Here is a 14,937-nt window from a genome sequence, read left to right on the forward strand (position 1 = left end):
TGCCTTGCACTTGGCAAAATCACGTCCATAATGCGGCGGAAATGTAGACAATAAGCCCGAATAGGAATGATATGCAGCAATACGATCTCTACGGCATAGGTGCCGCCCTACTCGATACAGAAATCGAAGTGTCGGACCAGGATTTGAGCAGCCTTGGCGTGGAAAAGGGAATCATGACCCTGGTAGATGATGCCCGTCAGCAACAGCTGGTAGACGACCTTCAAAACCATATGGTCACTGCCAAATTGGCCTGCGGCGGCTCCGGTGCCAATACGGTCATTGCTGCCAGCTATTTCGGTCTCCGCACCTTCTATTCTTGCAAAGTTGCCGCTGACGAGAATGGTGATTTCTACAGAAACAACCTTAACAGCGCCGGGGTCGACTATCCCGAAACACTGAAGCAAGCTGATGAGGGCACTACCGGCAAATGCCTGGTGCTTATCACCCCGGATGCCGAACGCAGTATGAACACCTATCTGGGAATGAGTGAACAGCTCTCAGTCGCTGAACTGGATAGCGATGCACTGTCCTCCTCCAAGTGGGCCTATATCGAAGGCTACCTGGTCTCCTCTGAAACGGGCCGTGCCGCAGCGATCAAGCTTCGCGAAGAAGCCGAAGCCCACGGAGTTAAAACCGCTCTCAGCCTGTCTGACCCGGCTATGGTTCAGTTCTTCGGCGAAGGGCTGCGGGAAATGATTGGCGGCGGTGTGGATATGCTGTTCTGCAACCGGGATGAGGCTCTGGGCTTTACCGGTACCGACTCTGTGGAGGGCGCCGTTGAAGCGCTGCGCGATTACTGCCGCAGTTTCGCGATTACCCTGGGCGCCGATGGCGCACTGCTATGGGACGGCAACGACGTTCACCGCATAGAGAGCCCCGAAGTCCGCGCCATCGATACCAACGGCGCAGGCGATATGTTTGCCGGTGCTTTCCTCTACGGTATCAACCGCGAAATGAGTTTTACCGAAGCCGGCGAACTCGCTTGCCGCGCTGCCGCCCAGGTGGTGAGCCAATACGGCCCGCGACTAGAGGCCGAGCAGCACTCCGAATTACTCGCACCTGTTGTTTAATAGCAATTGCCTAGTAGCAGTTATCTATAGACACATGATTTCCAGGGGCCCCTAAGGCTTGGGCCCTCTGGAATGGTGAAGCATCCCCGGGTAGCTATCCAGCTCCGGCAGCCCCGTCGCTGCGGAAATACCGAAGCCTTGGGCATAGTCCACCCCCATCTGGCTCAATTTTTCCATTAACTCCGGGCTCTCTACATACTCGGCGATAGTGCTGATACCCATTCTCTTCGCCAAGTGATCAATAGTGCTTACCATTGCGCTATCAATTTCATCCTCGAGCATATTGCGCACAAAGCTTCCATCGATTTTAAGAAAATCTACCGGCAGCTGGCGCAGATAAGCCAGGGAGGAAACACCGCGACCAAAGTCATCCAGGGCAAAGCTGCAACCGGCGGCTCTCAGCTTGTGGATAAATATCAGGGCTCGTTCAAGATTATTGATGGCGCTGGTTTCTGTAATTTCAAATTGAACCCGTGAAGGCGTTACACCGGCATCGGACAGAGACTGCAGCACAAAATCAGCAAAGGTCTCATCCCCCAGGCTGATGCCGGAAATATTGACCGCATAATTAATTCCGCCCATCCCCAGGCGCTGTTCTTGGGCCATGTAGTCAAAGACCCGGCGAATTACCCAGCGGTCCACTTCCTCGATCAAGCCGTAGCGCTCTGCGGCTGGTAAAAACAGCCCCGGTGAAATCACTCCACCATCACGACCGCGCATCCGCACCAGGATTTCATAGTGGTGGACATTGCGGTCCCCCTTTAGTGAAACCACTGGCTGCCGGTACAACATCAGACGGTCTTCCCGCAACGCTGCATGAATTTCCGCTACCCAGGTGGTCTCGCGGCGCTTCTCCAATACCTTGCGGGAGTCACCAAATAGCTTAACGCGATTTCTGCCCTGCTCCCGGGCACTGCAACAGGCATCATTGGCCGACGCCAGTAACTGACTGGCACTGGGGGTAAAGTGATCGACACCAACAACACCAATCGACACCGCGACCCGGTTGTCATTCCCCTCCCAGAAAAAACTGAAGTTCTGCACAGAGTCGCGCAGCCGAGCCACCACACGACCACCCTCTTCCAGGGTGCAGTCGCGCAGTAGTATCGCAAACTCATCACTGCCGACTCGGGCAAATAGATCATCGCTGGAGAGGCAGCGCTTGATTAACTCCACCAACTGAACCAACAACTGGTCCCCGGCAACAAAGCCCAGGGTGTCGTTAATAACTTTGAATTGATAAACATCCAGGTAGAGCAATACATGGTGCTGGCGTTTATCGACACAGAGGCTGAGTTGGCTTTGCAGCTCACTCTCAAAGAATTGTCGGTTGGGCAGTCGGGTTAAGGCGTCGTGGCTGCTCTGCCACATAAGGCGGGTGGAAACCCGGCGTGCGGCAGAGGTATCCCGCAGCACCAAAACATAATTTTTAAGCACCCCCATATCCCAAAGAGCCATTACCTGCACGGTCACTTCAAGTGGGACATGCTCTTCCCCTGGGCGCTCAATACAGGCATTAAACTCTCTGGTTCTGGGTACTTCACCCAGGTCACTGGATGCCGGCAATATCGGCTCTATCGCATCGCCCCGGCTATTGCACAGGCGCAAACCTTCACTGAGTGGCTGGCCGGGCAGCAGTCCAACCAGGTCCCCAGTCATTTCGTTGACCAGGGGGTTGGTGTAAACCACCGTACCCGCAGCATCGGTGACAATGACACCATCGGCAACTTCACCGAGAGCCGCCTCCGCCGCCTGTAAACTGATCTGCTCACAGGGGCGCAGCCCCTCTTCCAACTGGGCGAGGGGGCCGAGGTAACTTGCCGCCTCTGGATTAAACAGCGTCACGGGAAAACTCACTCAAAACACAACAGAGCAAAGCGCAAACCTTTCCCGGTAGCGGGGAGGTGCCTTGCGACAGGCTATAACCGAAAAAGGTTACCGACATCATCGCCCACGATCGCCGATTTTATTCAATTATCCAGCCTCCCAGCCGAGTTTTTTCTACAAATGTATAAATTGCACATTCACAGATTGCTGCGCAAGAAATTTTTTAATTTCTCGTCTTCAAATACTCGTTGTAGAGTTGTGCTGAGCAGTCCATTCACACGGCTTTGGACTTCTTCACGGCTGGGCTTAACCAGGTTCCGATCTTTGCCGGAAGCGCTGTAAGTGCCGAAATAAGTGCGAGGACCAATTTTCACTTCCAGGTGAATTTCAGCAGCGGTGTCAATCTCAGTGGTATAAACCGTATTTGGACTGTTGTAGGTGAGTTTTACCAATTTTGCGATCACCTGAACTTCCGGCGCGCTATCGGTAATTCGGAATGACCAATTTGAAAAACCCTCACGCAATCCCGCCGCAATAGCCTCACCAGCGTCATTGCCAATACTTACCTGAGCAGTATCCGCATAAACACCACCCAATGATCCCAAGCCGCCAGAGGGCAGTTCATTTACTCCCATCACACTCATACTAAAGCCTTCGCCTATCGCTTCAGGAGCGACCTGGACCTGAGGCTGCAGCCAAATTTGCAGCGGGCTGTGGGCACAAGCGCTGAGTAACAGCGCACCGGCAAAAACCAATAACTTCTTCATGTTTAATTCCCCCTCACTTCAAAAAAACTGCCAATTCAGCCATGGTGATGATGGTGATGCTCACCCTCATCTCTCATCCGAACTATTGGCACAAGAATATCTACACTGCTGCCATCGGCAAAAAGCAGTCGCAACGGCAACTCCTCCCCCGCCTGCAAGCGCAGACCTTTAATCATTAAGTGAACTCCACCGGGAGCCATATCTACACTTGCCCCGGCGGCAATCGTCAGCTGATCCAGCGGGCGCATCCGGTTTATTCCGTTCTCCGATATTGTGGTATGCAGGTCTGCTGAAGCCTGTTCAACACCCGGTAACTCCACACCCGTGAGTACCTGACTCGAATCACCAGTGTTGTGCAGCGACACAAAGGCAGCGCTCATCGAAGGCCCCGGAGGAGTTTCCCGGGCATACCCCTCCGCCGTAATTCCTATGGAATAGGCGCCTTTAGACACAAGGAGTGCGGTGATTAAAAAGGCAAATGCCAATACTTTTTTCATGGTGCCCCTCCGCTGGGCTTAATCAGGATCAGTTTCGCCGGATTCCCGACTTTGATATCTCCACGCACCCGATACCCGGGTACAGCCTCGCGCAGTTGCTGATAAACCCAACGGCCCTCAGCATCACTGCGCGCTACGATAATGACGCGCAGCTGCTCGCTGCGAATCCTGCCCGCTACTCGCTGCAACTGTTCCACCAGCCCGGCAGACCTTGCTGCAAGTTCACCGGCTGGCAGACCTATCACCTCCCCTTGTGGTAAATCGAGCTGCGCTCTCCCCGCTCGCGGACCAACTGTGTACGCACTTCAGCCACCAGCGGATTGGCCGGGGCCAACATCTCGGCCCGTTTCAACAGGGTATTCACCGCCCCAAAATCCCTGCGACGCAGGGCGTCCCGCGCCCGCTCAACATAGGTGACCACAATGGTTTGAATACCGGTTTCTGCCTTGCTGTTATCCGGTTGCAGTTGCAATACACGCAGGTAATAGTCGTAGGCACTGGCGCCGGCAGGCTGGGTTAGATGCCCTTTGCGTAGCGCCTGTTCCGCACGACTCAAAAAAAGGAAATATTGTTGCGCCGAACCTGGTCCTGGGATGGCGTCTTTTTAGGGGCGGGAGGAGGGACAACCGTTTTAGGTGCGGGCTTATTGGATGAGCAGGCCCCCAGGCAAAATGCCAGTAGCAGTAAAACCCCAAGGCTGTGAAGGCGTTCAAATGACGGCAAAACAATCCCCTATTGTTGTTTTTTTGTACCACTGGCGTCGCTATACTGCTGCGGCGACTGAACCCCCGTCTGGTGCAGCAGTCTGAACTATGCGCCCGACTATAATGAATTTTTTCATCTATGGCTGTGATGACCAAAAGTTTCCGAAAAAATTTCCTCGTTCTGCTGACAATCCTGCTGGCCACAACCAACATTGGAGCTACAGCGCAGAATTCCGATAACCCTTTTGCCTCGTTGAGCAGCGCCCAGGAAAACACTTTCCTGCCGGTCGATGAAGCTTATCAGCAGGACCTGCTCTTTGATGCCAACGGCCTCAGCGCACTCTTCCAGATTGCCCCAGAGTACTACCTCTATCGCGAAAAACTGGCGCTGTACAGGGTCGATAATGGTGAAAAAACTCCCATCCCCCTGAACCTGCCAACCGGTGAAGTTATTTGGGACGACTATTTCGAGAAAGAGACTGAGGTCTACCGAGGCCAGCTCGAATTTGCCCTGGATATCCCTGAAACCAGTGGTTCTACCCAACTGGAGCTCCACTATCAAGGCTGCGCAGATGCCGGCCTTTGTTATCCGCCTCAGACCCGATACTACAGTGTGGATTTTGCCAGTCAGGATATAGAACCGCAGGATAGCGCCTTAATTACAGGCGCACCCACTCCGCCAGCGAGTGCTGGCGGTGCCGCAGGCAATAGCAATGTCACCTTATCACTGGCGCTGCTTCTCGCATTTGCCGGTGGCCTGATCCTGAACCTGATGCCCTGTGTCTTCCCAGTACTGTCGATTAAATTACTGGCAGTGAGCCAGGCGGCACAAAATGCAAGCCAAAGGCACCACCACGGCTGGGCTTATACACTGGGCGTAGTTTTGAGCTTTGTGGCTATCGCCGCTGTGATGCTCGCCCTTCGCGCCGGCGGAGAGGCTGTCGGCTGGGGCTTCCAGCTTCAATCCCCCTGGTTGGTGGCAGCACTCGCCTACCTGTTTTTTATCATGGGGTTGAGTTTGTCCGGAATGACCGAACTCGGCAGTAACCTGATGGGTATTGGCGGCAACCTGAATAAACGTCAGGGGTTGTCGGGCTCTGTGGCATCCGGCGCGCTGGCAACCCTGGTGGCCAGCCCCTGCACTGCGCCGCTGATGGGCTCCGCACTGGGGTTTGCTGTTACGCAGCCCGCACTAATTGCGCTAAGTGTTTTTGCCGCCCTTGGCGCCGGTATGGCGGCCCCCTTCCTGTTGTTGACATATATCCCCGCTCTCGCCAAAAAGCTGCCCAAACCCGGCCCCTGGATGGATCGCCTAAAGCAGTTGTTGGCATTCCCGATGTATCTCACTGCGGTGTGGCTACTGTGGGTTCTGGGCCGACAAGCCGGGGGATGGAGTTGCCCTGGTACTGGCTGGTGCTGTAGCCATTGCATTTGCCCTGTGGCTTTGGCCGCGTCCGCAATGGCACTGGCTGCGCGGTTCCCTGGCCCTGGCCTCCCTGGCCTTGGCGGTTTTTCTACTTCCGCAACTGAAAACCATCAATCAGTCTGAACAATTGTCCAGCAGCGATTACTGGGAGCCCTATTCGGCAGAGAGACTGGAGACTGCGCGCAGTGAGGGGCGTGCAGTTCTGGCCAATATGACAGCGGCCTGGTGCATCACCTGCCTGATGAATGAGAAAGCTGTGCTGTCGAGCACCGAGGTCAGTGATGCTTTGGAGCGCCTCAACGTGGTCGCGCTGAAAGGAGATTGGACCAACCAGGACCCGCGAATCAGCGAATTATTGGCCAAATACGGGCGTACCAGTGTGCCGCTGTATCTCCTCTATCCCGCCGATGGGGGCGACGCAAAAATATTGCCGCAAATATTATCTCAAGATGATTTACTACAGGAATTGGAGAACGCTGTGGACTCCCCTTTGAGCACTGGGGTGACTCAGTAAAGTTTTTGGCGCCTTTGTAGCCAATAACCCAAGGTAAACAGGCCACAGCCCGGATATTTTGAACTAATTTTTTGCCCAATATCGCCGAACTGCTGCTAACTTCGATAAACTCCGAGTCTGGCATGGACAGGGAGTCACTTTTGCGGCAGACTCGGTTAATGAGTTCGGGCAGCTAGGCCGAAATTTCGAGTTTGCCCGCAAGATAGCCAATTTTAACCCACTTTATATGGGTTTTCGGCAACTTTCTTCAGGGCGAATTATGGCTAAACTTCTTCTCCTTCACGGCCCCAACCTAAATCTTTTAGGCAGTCGCGAACCGCACATCTACGGGTCTACCACCCTGGCGGATATCAACGAAGCCGCCGAGCGCCAGTGCGACGCCGCCGGCCACGAACTGGAAGTCCTGCAGAGCAATAGTGAATCAGCCCTGCTCGAACGAATCCACCTGGCGGCGACCAGTGGGGTCGACTTTATCGTGATCAATCCCGCTGCGTTCACCCATACCAGTGTCGCCTTGCGCGATGCCCTGGCAGCCGTTGCCATCCCGTTTATTGAGCTTCACCTGTCCAATCCCCATGCCAGGGAAGCTTTCCGACACCATTCCTATCTTTCAGATCTGGCCTGCGGCGTAATCTGTGGCTTTGGCGCCAACAGCTACACCCTGGCCTTACAGGCAGCCATCCACCAATTGGATGCCACACCTGCACAACAATGAATCAAACTGCGAGTAAATAACTATGGATATCCGCAAAATTAAAAAATTGATTGAGCTGCTCGAAGAATCGGATATCGGCGAGCTGGAAATCAAAGAAGGCGAAGAGTCCGTGCGCATCAGTCGCGGCGTCAGCAGCGCCGCCCAACCCGTTGCACCGATTTACAGCGCGCCTCCCGCACCGGTTGCCGCCCCTGCTGCTCCGGCGCCCAGCGCTCCTGCTGCCCCAGCTGAAAAAGAGTCCAAGCCGGCTATCAGCGGACACGCGGTAAAATCCCCGATGGTAGGCACCTATTACGCTGCCCCCAGCCCTGGCGCCGAGGCCTTCGTGAAAGTGGGTCAGCAGGTCAAAGTTGGCGATGTTGTGTGCATCGTCGAAGCGATGAAAATGATGAACCAGATCGAAGCCGACAAGGCCGGTACCATTGAGTCGATTCTGCTGGAAGACGGCCAACCGGTTGAGTTTGACCAGCCCCTCGTGACCATCGTCTGAGTGGGGTAAGTCACAATGTTCGACAAAATCCTAATCGCCAACCGCGGCGAAATCGCATTGCGGATTTTGCGCGCCTGTAAAGAGATGGGCATCGCCACTGTGGCGGTGCACTCTTTGGTAGACCGCAATCTCAAGCATGTACGCCTGGCCGACGAATCTGTATGTATCGGCCCCAACCCATCCCCGCAGAGCTACCTAAATGTGCCGGCCCTGATCTCCGCCATGGAAATCACCGACGCAGTAGCCGTGCACCCCGGCTATGGCTTTCTCGCAGAGAACGCGGACTTCGCCGAGCAGGTGCAAAAGAGCGGCTTTACCTTTATTGGCCCTGACCCGGATGTGATCCGCCTGATGGGGGACAAGGTGTCTGCAATTGCCGCCATGAAAAAGGCTGGCGTTCCCACCGTTCCAGGCTCTGACGGCCCGCTGCCCGATAATAGCGAACGCTGCATGGAGATCGGCCGCAGCATCGGTTATCCGGTCATTATTAAAGCTGCCGCCGGTGGCGGTGGTCGCGGCATGCGCGTAGTGGAAAGGGAAGAGGAACTGGTGAACGCGATTGCCGTGACCAAGTCCGAAGCCCAGGCGGCCTTCGGTGACGGCACCGTCTACATGGAAAAATTCCTGCAGAATCCCCGCCATGTTGAGATCCAGGTAATGGCCGATGGCCAGGGCAACGCCATCCATCTGGGCGATCGCGACTGCTCCCTGCAGCGCCGCCATCAAAAAGTTTTGGAAGAAGCCCCAGCTCCGGGCATTCCCGATGAGGTGCGCGAGCAGGTACATGAGTCCTGTGTACAAGCCTGTATCGATATCGGCTATCGCGGCGCGGGTACTTTTGAATTCCTGTATGAAAATGAGCGCTTCTACTTTATCGAAATGAACACCCGTATCCAGGTGGAGCACCCCGTTACCGAAATGGTAACCGGCGTCGACCTGATCAAGGAGCAGATTCGGGTTTGTGCCGGTGAGAAGCTATCCCTGAAGCAGGAAGATATCGTAATCAAAGGTCACGCCTTTGAGTGCCGTATCAATGCCGAAGACCCACAGACCTTCTTCCCCAGCCCCGGCAAGGTAAACAACTTCCATATGCCTGGCGGCCTGGGTGTGCGGGTCGACTCCCATCTCTACTCCGGATACTCGGTACCCCCAACTACGATTCCATGATCGCCAAGCTGATCACCCATGCGGAAGATCGCGAAACCGCGTTGGCGCGTATGCGTGTGGCCCTGTCGGAACTGGTAGTGGACGGCATCAAAACCAATATTCCCCTACAGGAAGAGTTGGTACGAGATGAAAACTTTGCCAAGGGTGGGGTCAATATCCACTACCTGGAGAAGAAGTTAGGTCTTTAAGCGCTCGCCAGCCGGGGCAAAGTTAGCGAGAATTGCGGCAAACATAACGACACTGACCTTGCCAAGGATGGCGTGGCAACCATCGTTATCTGAGTGCGGCCCAGCCGCAACAATGCCGTAAACATCGCTACAACATTTCCGGAATAATTATGCCCTGGCTACAACTCCGCGTGGACACCGACCGTGATCACGCGGAAAAAATCGAAGACGCACTGCTTTTTGCCGGTGCCGTATCTGTCACCCTGCAAGACAACGCTGACCAACCGATCCTTGAGCCCGGGCTCGGAGAGGTGCCCCTATGGGAGCAAACACGGGTTACCGGATTGTTCGATGCGGAAGTGGACACCTCGGTTACCGAGGCAAAAGCAGCTTCCTTCCTATGCGAAATGTTGCCCAATGCCCGCTGGGAGCAACTTGAGGATAAGGATTGGGAGCGGGAGTGGATGACCCACTACAAACCCATCCAGTGCGGCCCCAATTTGTGGATCTGCCCCAGCTGGTGTGAGCCACCACAGCCGGACGCGGTGAACCTGCTGCTCGATCCAGGCCTAGCCTTCGGCACTGGCACGCACCCAACTACTTTCCTATGCCTGCAATGGTTGGCGCTGCAGGAGCTCGCGGGTAAGAGTGCCATCGACTTCGGTTGCGGCTCGGGCATTCTGGGGATTAGCGCACTACTACTGGGAGCAGAGCGAGTTCTCGGTACCGATATCGATCCCCAGGCATTGATCGCCAGTCGGGACAATGCCCAGCGCAACGGCATAGACCCCGAGCGCTTCCCGGTCTACCTGCCAGAACAAATGCCGAGCGAAGACGCCGATGTTATGTTGGCCAATATCCTCGCCGGCCCCCTGGTAGAACTCGCCCCTCAACTGATACAGCTCACTCAATTGGGCGGAAAAATTTGTCTGTCCGGCATCCTCAGTTCCCAGGCAGAGCAGGTGAAAAATGCTTACAGCGAATGGATTGAGTTCGATTCTGACGGCGAACACGAGGGATGGGTCAGACTGACAGGCAAGCGGGTGCGCTAAATGCGCCCCCGAGCACTACGCGGGACCCCTTTGGGCTGATAAACTTGGCTGCTAAATAAACTGCGCTCTAGTCGAATGTCTCAACTGGTAACCCGCTGCCCTCATTGCAGCACATCATTTCATATTAATGACCAGCAACTGCGCGCTGCCCGTGGAGCCGTTCGCTGTGGGTCTTGCCTGCAGGTGTTTCGCGCAGACGAAAATATCGTTTTCTCAGAAAGTGATAGCGAGAGCCGCAATGATTTGGAGGCTTTGCTGGAAGACGATGACTTCCTGATCCACGACGATATCGAGCTCGACGAGGACGAACCCGCCACCCCGCCATCTCCACCAGCTGTGGATCAAACTACCAATCAGGAGAGTGCAACCAATGAGATTGCACCTGACAGCGCGCCCAAATCTGAACCAAAAGAATATAGTGCAGCAGCACAGGAATTAATTGGTGACGCCTTTGGCGACCATGAGTGGCAGGAGCTGGAAGCATCTCATACCGAAGAGGAAGCGGAACCCGAAGAGGACCTGGATAAAATCCTCAAGCCGGACTGGGAAGAACTTCCTGATTTTGATTCTGACCCTTCGCCCGAGTACAACCGCCAACCTGAAGTACCGGAGTTTGAAACTTCTAGCTCCCTCGCTGAAGAGCCGTCCTGGGACAACAATGAGCCTGCAGCATCAACCGAGTCTGTAGATACACCTCCCCCACTGAGGAAAGCCGCCAGGAGCCTTACTTCGGTGGCGAATCTACCACTGCTGAAGAGCCCCAGCGGGAGCAATTAATCTCAGCTATCCAGCCCGCGCCTGTGGAGATGTCGTGGGGAGTACCCAAAAAGAAACGCACAGCCTCTCCCTGGCTGTGGCGTGCATTGATTCCCCTATCGATCCTCGGCATAGTGATTCAGGTTGCATACTTCCAGTTCGATAGCCTCAGCCGCAAACAGCCCTGGCGCGACTTCTATGCTGCCGCCTGCCCACTATTCGGCTGCACCTTACCCCAACTAAAAGATACCCGGGCGATCCAAGCCACAAACTTAATGGTGCGCACCCACCCGCAGCTGCAGGGCGCCCTGGTAGTGGATGCAGTGCTGCTAAATACTGCCCCCTACGCGCAACCCTTCCCCAACTTATTGTTGAACTTCAGCGACCTGAAGGATAAGGCTGTGGCCAGTCGTCGGTTTACCCCGAACGAGTACCTACAGGGGGAGTTGGCCGGACGCAAACTAATGCCCCAGGACAGCCCCATTCATATCGCTATTGAGGTGGTTGACCCCGGTGCAGAAGCGGTAAACTACGAGCTGAACATCACTCACTGAACACACACAAGCTCCCCGGCTAAGTTTTTAGCAAAGGGGATTTGGCGCCATAAACAACCAAACCTGCGCATTCGACAGGCTAAATGAACAGTGATCGATCAAATTGCCCGCTTTTTCGCTTTGCCATTAACGGGCCAGCCGCTATCATAGGCGGCTGTTTTGCCGGGGCACAGATTGCCCTTCCTACAGCCCAAATGGAGCTACCGTGTCTACTGCCATTGGCCCCTATATTATCGACAACCCGGTAATTCTGGCGCCCATGGCCGGTGTCACCGACCGCCCCTTCCGCCAGCTGTGCCGAGAACTCGGCGCCGGATTGGTGGTTTCGGAGATGGTGACCTCGGACACTCGCCTGTGGAACAGCCGCAAGTCCCGCTTGCGCCTGGATCACGGTGGCGAAGCGGCGCCCATATCGGTGCAGATCGCCGGCGGTGATCCTGAGATGATGGCGGAAGCCGCTCGGGAGAATGCTCGTCGCGGCGCGCAAATCATCGATATTAATATGGGTTGCCCGGCAAAAAAGGTGTGTAAGAAAGCAGCGGGCTCCGCCCTGCTGCGGGATGAAAAGCTGGTAGCGGATATTCTTCAAGCCGTGGTCCAGTCTGTTTCCGTCCCGGTGACGCTAAAGATCCGCACCGGCTGGTGCCCGGATTCCCGCAATGGCGTCACTGTAGCCAAAATGGCCGAGGATTCCGGGATCGCTGCACTGGCGGTTCACGGTCGCACTCGCGCCTGTGGCTACCACGGACAGGCTGAATTCGATACCATTGCCGAAATTGTATCCAGGGTAAAAATCCCGGTTTTTGCCAATGGCGACATCTGCAGTGCTGAGAGAGCCCGAGAGGTGCTCGATTACACTAGCGCATCGGCGGTCATGATTGGCCGTGCAGCACAGGGACGACCATGGATTTTTCGGGAAATAGCCCACTATCTCGCCACTGGCGAGCGGCTACCCGAACCGACATTGGATGAAGTCAGGAATATTTTGCTCGCCCATTTGGGCGAACTACACCGATTCTACGGTGAAGTGATGGGGGTCCGTATCGCTCGCAAACATGTGGGCTGGTACTTGAAGACGCTCGCGGATAGCGAGTCCTTCCGCAAGACCTTTTTCCAAATAGAGAGTGCAGAAGTACAACATGCCAGCGTTCACGAGTGGTTTGAACGCCGAATAACGAGAGGGGCACAAGCGGCATGAACAACGAAGTATTAATTCCGGATACTGGCAATGAAGAAGTATCCTCCAGGGGACAGACTCAACTGGCACAGCCACAGCAGCAGTCCCTGCGCGATGCCGTCGAGCACGCAATGGAGAACTACTTCCGCCACCTGGATGGCCAGATGGTAACCGATGTCTACGACATGGTGCTGTCGGAGATCGAAGCGCCCATGCTCGAAGTGGTGATGAAATACACCCGCCACAACCAGACCCGCGCCGCGCAATTACTGGGTCTCAACCGTGGCACCTTGCGCAAGAAACTGAAGCGCTACGGCCTGCTGTAAGATTCCCACCGAGCGAAATTTTGAAGGGGGATGAGGTAACTCATCCCCCTTCGCTATTTTCCCGGCAGCATTTTTGTTGCCACAGTGGACAACCGCTAAAACCTTTTAAACATCCTTTTCGAAAACCAGTTGGATCAAGTGCAATGACAGACAAGGTTTCCATCCGCCGCGCTCTAATTAGTGTCTCTGACAAGAGTGGCATTGTAGAGTTCGCTCAACAGCTCTCCGCAATGGGGGTTGAGATTCTTTCCACCGGCGGAACCCACCGCCAGCTCAAGGAAGCGGGTATTCCCGTGGTAGAAGTTTCCGACTACACCGGCTTCCCCGAAATGATGGACGGCCGTGTCAAAACTCTGCACCCGAAAGTACACGGTGGCATTCTGGGGCGCCGTGGTACCGATGATGCCATCATGGGCGAGCACGGTATCACCCCGATCGATATGGTGGTGGTTAACCTCTACCCCTTCGCTCAAACCGTTGCCAAACCCGACTGTTCCCTCGAAGACGCTATCGAGAATATCGATATCGGCGGCCCCACAATGGTTCGCGCTGCCGCCAAGAATCACAAAGATGTCACTATCGTGGTCAATGCCAGCGATTACGGCAATATCATCGAAGAAATGAAAGCTAACGATGGTGCCTTGAGCCACGCCAACCGCTTTGACCTGGCAGTAAAAGCCTTTGAGCACACGGCGGGCTATGACGGCGCTATTGCCAATTACCTGGGCGCCATTAAAGGCGAAGAAAAGCAGCTGTTCCCGCGCACCTACAACAGCCAATTTATCAAGAAACTGGATCTGCGCTACGGTGAGAACCCGCACCAGAAATCCGCTTTCTATACCGAAGCCAACCCGGCTGAAGCCAGTATTTCCACTGCCTCCCAGCTGCAGGGCAAAGAGTTGTCCTACAACAATATCGCCGATACCGATGCCGCGCTGGAGTGTGTTAAGTCCTTCGAGCAACCCGCTTGCGTGATCGTTAAACACGCCAACCCCTGTGGTGTGGCAATTGCTGAAGATATTCACAAGGCCTACGACCTCGCCTTCGCTACCGACAGCGAATCCGCCTTTGGCGGTATCATCGCCTTTAACCGGGAGCTGGACGGCACCACTGCCCGTGCTATCGTCGAGCGACAGTTTGTTGAAGTCATCATCGCACCATCAGTCTCCGAAGAGGCCAAACAGGCCGTTGCCGAGAAGAAGAACCTGCGCCTGCTGGTATGCGGCCAGTGGAGCAGCGAGCGCACCCCGGCACTGGACTACAAGCGCGTTAATGGCGGCCTGCTGGTTCAGGACCGCGACGACGGCCTGATCACCGCTGCCGACCTGAAAGTAGTCTCCAAGCGCCAGCCCACTGAAGAAGAAATCCGCGATCTGCTGTTTACCTGGAAAGTGGCCAAGTTCGTAAAATCCAATGCCATCGTATACGGCAAAGACGGTCGCACTGTAGGCGTAGGCGCAGGCCAGATGAGCCGCGTAAACTCCGCACGCATCGCCGCAATCAAGGCCGAGCACGCCGGCCTCGCTGTTGCAGGGTCCGTTATGGCTTCCGATGCCTTCTTCCCCTTCCGCGACGGCATCGATAATGCTGCCGCTGTGGGAATCCAGGCGGTCATCCAGCCCGGCGGTTCCATGCGCGATGAAGAAGTGATCGCCGCAGCGGACGAGCACAATATGGCCATGGTATTTACTGGTATGCGCCACTTCCGCCACTAAGATTGTACGCCCG

At 55.3% G+C, this 14,937-nt stretch carries 16 protein-coding genes and 1 pseudogene; 12 read left to right on the forward strand and 5 right to left on the reverse strand.

Translation table 11 applies throughout. The annotated features are described in order from the left end of the window. Positions 1-71 precede the first annotated feature (71 nt). Positions 72-1,070, forward strand: coding sequence for an adenosine kinase (locus P0078_RS11235; protein ID WP_282934427.1), 999 nt, complete (start codon positions 72-74; stop codon positions 1,068-1,070). Positions 1,071-1,121: 51 nt separating this feature from the next. Here P0078_RS11235 and P0078_RS11240 read toward each other — a convergent pair whose 3' ends face one another. From P0078_RS11240 to P0078_RS11260, 5 genes are all read right to left on the reverse strand, one after another. After that, complete coding sequence (locus P0078_RS11240) at positions 1,122-2,915, reverse strand: putative bifunctional diguanylate cyclase/phosphodiesterase (protein ID WP_282934428.1); 1,794 nt, start codon at positions 2,913-2,915, stop codon at positions 1,122-1,124. Between the two features lie 179 nt (positions 2,916-3,094). Beyond that, complete coding sequence (locus P0078_RS11245; protein ID WP_282934429.1) at positions 3,095-3,664, reverse strand: YajG family lipoprotein; 570 nt, start codon at positions 3,662-3,664, stop codon at positions 3,095-3,097. Between the two features lie 35 nt (positions 3,665-3,699). Then, the gene (locus P0078_RS11250) at positions 3,700-4,161 is read right to left on the reverse strand and encodes a copper chaperone PCu(A)C (RefSeq protein WP_282934430.1); all 462 of its coding nucleotides are present in this window, start codon (positions 4,159-4,161) and stop codon (positions 3,700-3,702) included. Next, positions 4,158-4,406 (reverse strand): hypothetical protein, encoded by a 249-nt coding sequence (locus tag P0078_RS11255; RefSeq protein ID WP_282934431.1) that lies wholly within the window; start codon positions 4,404-4,406, stop codon positions 4,158-4,160. The genes P0078_RS11250 and P0078_RS11255 overlap by 4 nt, the downstream gene beginning before the upstream one ends. After that, positions 4,403-4,717, reverse strand: coding sequence for a hypothetical protein (locus P0078_RS11260; RefSeq protein ID WP_282934432.1), 315 nt, complete (start codon positions 4,715-4,717; stop codon positions 4,403-4,405). The genes P0078_RS11255 and P0078_RS11260 overlap by 4 nt, the downstream gene beginning before the upstream one ends. A 296-nt stretch (positions 4,718-5,013) precedes the next feature. Here P0078_RS11260 and P0078_RS11265 point away from each other — a divergent pair, with 296 nt between their 5' ends. The 11 genes and pseudogenes from P0078_RS11265 to purH all read left to right on the forward strand — a co-directional run bounded on the left by P0078_RS11265 (position 5,014) and on the right by purH (position 14,924). Continuing rightward, positions 5,014-6,414 carry a protein-disulfide reductase DsbD family protein gene (locus tag P0078_RS11265; RefSeq protein ID WP_282934433.1) on the forward strand — a complete coding sequence of 467 codons (1,401 nt, stop codon included), beginning with the start codon at positions 5,014-5,016 and terminating at the stop codon, positions 6,412-6,414. Between the two features lie 4 nt (positions 6,415-6,418). Beyond that, complete coding sequence (locus tag P0078_RS11270) at positions 6,419-6,805, forward strand: thioredoxin family protein (protein WP_282934434.1); 387 nt, start codon at positions 6,419-6,421, stop codon at positions 6,803-6,805. Positions 6,806-7,064: 259 nt separating this feature from the next. Next, the gene (gene aroQ / locus P0078_RS11275) at positions 7,065-7,520 is read left to right on the forward strand and encodes a type II 3-dehydroquinate dehydratase (RefSeq protein ID WP_282934435.1); all 456 of its coding nucleotides are present in this window, start codon (positions 7,065-7,067) and stop codon (positions 7,518-7,520) included. Positions 7,521-7,542: 22 nt separating this feature from the next. Then, the gene (gene accB / locus P0078_RS11280) at positions 7,543-8,010 is read left to right on the forward strand and encodes an acetyl-CoA carboxylase biotin carboxyl carrier protein (protein ID WP_282934436.1); all 468 of its coding nucleotides are present in this window, start codon (positions 7,543-7,545) and stop codon (positions 8,008-8,010) included. A 15-nt stretch (positions 8,011-8,025) separates the two neighbouring features. Then, a pseudogene (gene accC, locus P0078_RS11285) lies at positions 8,026-9,365 on the forward strand (acetyl-CoA carboxylase biotin carboxylase subunit). Positions 9,366-9,514: 149 nt separating this feature from the next. Continuing rightward, on the forward strand, positions 9,515-10,396 hold the full coding sequence (gene prmA / locus P0078_RS11290; protein WP_282934437.1) for a 50S ribosomal protein L11 methyltransferase: 882 nt from the start codon (positions 9,515-9,517) through the stop codon (positions 10,394-10,396). Between the two features lie 75 nt (positions 10,397-10,471). After that, entirely contained in the window at positions 10,472-11,173 is a 702-nt protein-coding gene (locus tag P0078_RS11295; protein ID WP_282934438.1) for an MJ0042-type zinc finger domain-containing protein, read from the forward strand. A gap of 29 nt (positions 11,174-11,202) precedes the next feature. Next, on the forward strand, positions 11,203-11,706 hold the full coding sequence (locus P0078_RS11300) for a DUF3426 domain-containing protein (RefSeq protein WP_282934439.1): 504 nt from the start codon (positions 11,203-11,205) through the stop codon (positions 11,704-11,706). Positions 11,707-11,911: 205 nt separating this feature from the next. Further along, positions 11,912-12,904 (forward strand): tRNA dihydrouridine synthase DusB, encoded by a 993-nt coding sequence (gene dusB, locus P0078_RS11305; RefSeq protein ID WP_502867295.1) that lies wholly within the window; start codon positions 11,912-11,914, stop codon positions 12,902-12,904. Continuing rightward, positions 12,901-13,209: a DNA-binding transcriptional regulator Fis gene (gene fis, locus P0078_RS11310; RefSeq protein WP_020411495.1), complete on the forward strand. Its 309-nt coding sequence runs from the start codon at positions 12,901-12,903 to the stop codon at positions 13,207-13,209. Before dusB ends, fis begins: the two co-directional genes overlap by 4 nt. A gap of 143 nt (positions 13,210-13,352) precedes the next feature. Continuing rightward, complete coding sequence (gene purH / locus P0078_RS11315) at positions 13,353-14,924, forward strand: bifunctional phosphoribosylaminoimidazolecarboxamide formyltransferase/IMP cyclohydrolase (protein WP_282934440.1); 1,572 nt, start codon at positions 13,353-13,355, stop codon at positions 14,922-14,924. The last annotated feature ends 13 nt before the right edge of the window (positions 14,925-14,937 follow it).

Origin of the sequence: Microbulbifer sp. VAAF005, from assembly GCF_030012985.1 — a bacterium.
Classification (GTDB): domain Bacteria; phylum Pseudomonadota; class Gammaproteobacteria; order Pseudomonadales; family Cellvibrionaceae; genus Microbulbifer.

Bases quoted from the DNA above. Each gene is read 5' to 3' on its own strand.
- P0078_RS11235 (WP_282934427.1), top strand. From the start codon at position 72: ATGCAGCAATACGATCTCTACGGCATAGGTGCCGCCCTACTCGATACA.
- P0078_RS11245 (WP_282934429.1), bottom strand. From the start codon at position 3,664: ATGAAGAAGTTATTGGTTTTTGCCGGTGCGCTGTTACTCAGCGCTTGT.
- P0078_RS11250 (WP_282934430.1), bottom strand. From the start codon at position 4,161: ATGAAAAAAGTATTGGCATTTGCCTTTTTAATCACCGCACTCCTTGTG.
- P0078_RS11265 (WP_282934433.1), top strand. From the start codon at position 5,014: ATGACCAAAAGTTTCCGAAAAAATTTCCTCGTTCTGCTGACAATCCTG.
- aroQ (WP_282934435.1), top strand. From the start codon at position 7,065: ATGGCTAAACTTCTTCTCCTTCACGGCCCCAACCTAAATCTTTTAGGC.
- accB (WP_282934436.1), top strand. From the start codon at position 7,543: ATGGATATCCGCAAAATTAAAAAATTGATTGAGCTGCTCGAAGAATCG.
- prmA (WP_282934437.1), top strand. From the start codon at position 9,515: ATGCCCTGGCTACAACTCCGCGTGGACACCGACCGTGATCACGCGGAA.
- P0078_RS11295 (WP_282934438.1), top strand. From the start codon at position 10,472: ATGTCTCAACTGGTAACCCGCTGCCCTCATTGCAGCACATCATTTCAT.
- P0078_RS11300 (WP_282934439.1), top strand. From the start codon at position 11,203: ATGTCGTGGGGAGTACCCAAAAAGAAACGCACAGCCTCTCCCTGGCTG.
- fis (WP_020411495.1), top strand. From the start codon at position 12,901: ATGAACAACGAAGTATTAATTCCGGATACTGGCAATGAAGAAGTATCC.
- purH (WP_282934440.1), top strand. From the start codon at position 13,353: ATGACAGACAAGGTTTCCATCCGCCGCGCTCTAATTAGTGTCTCTGAC.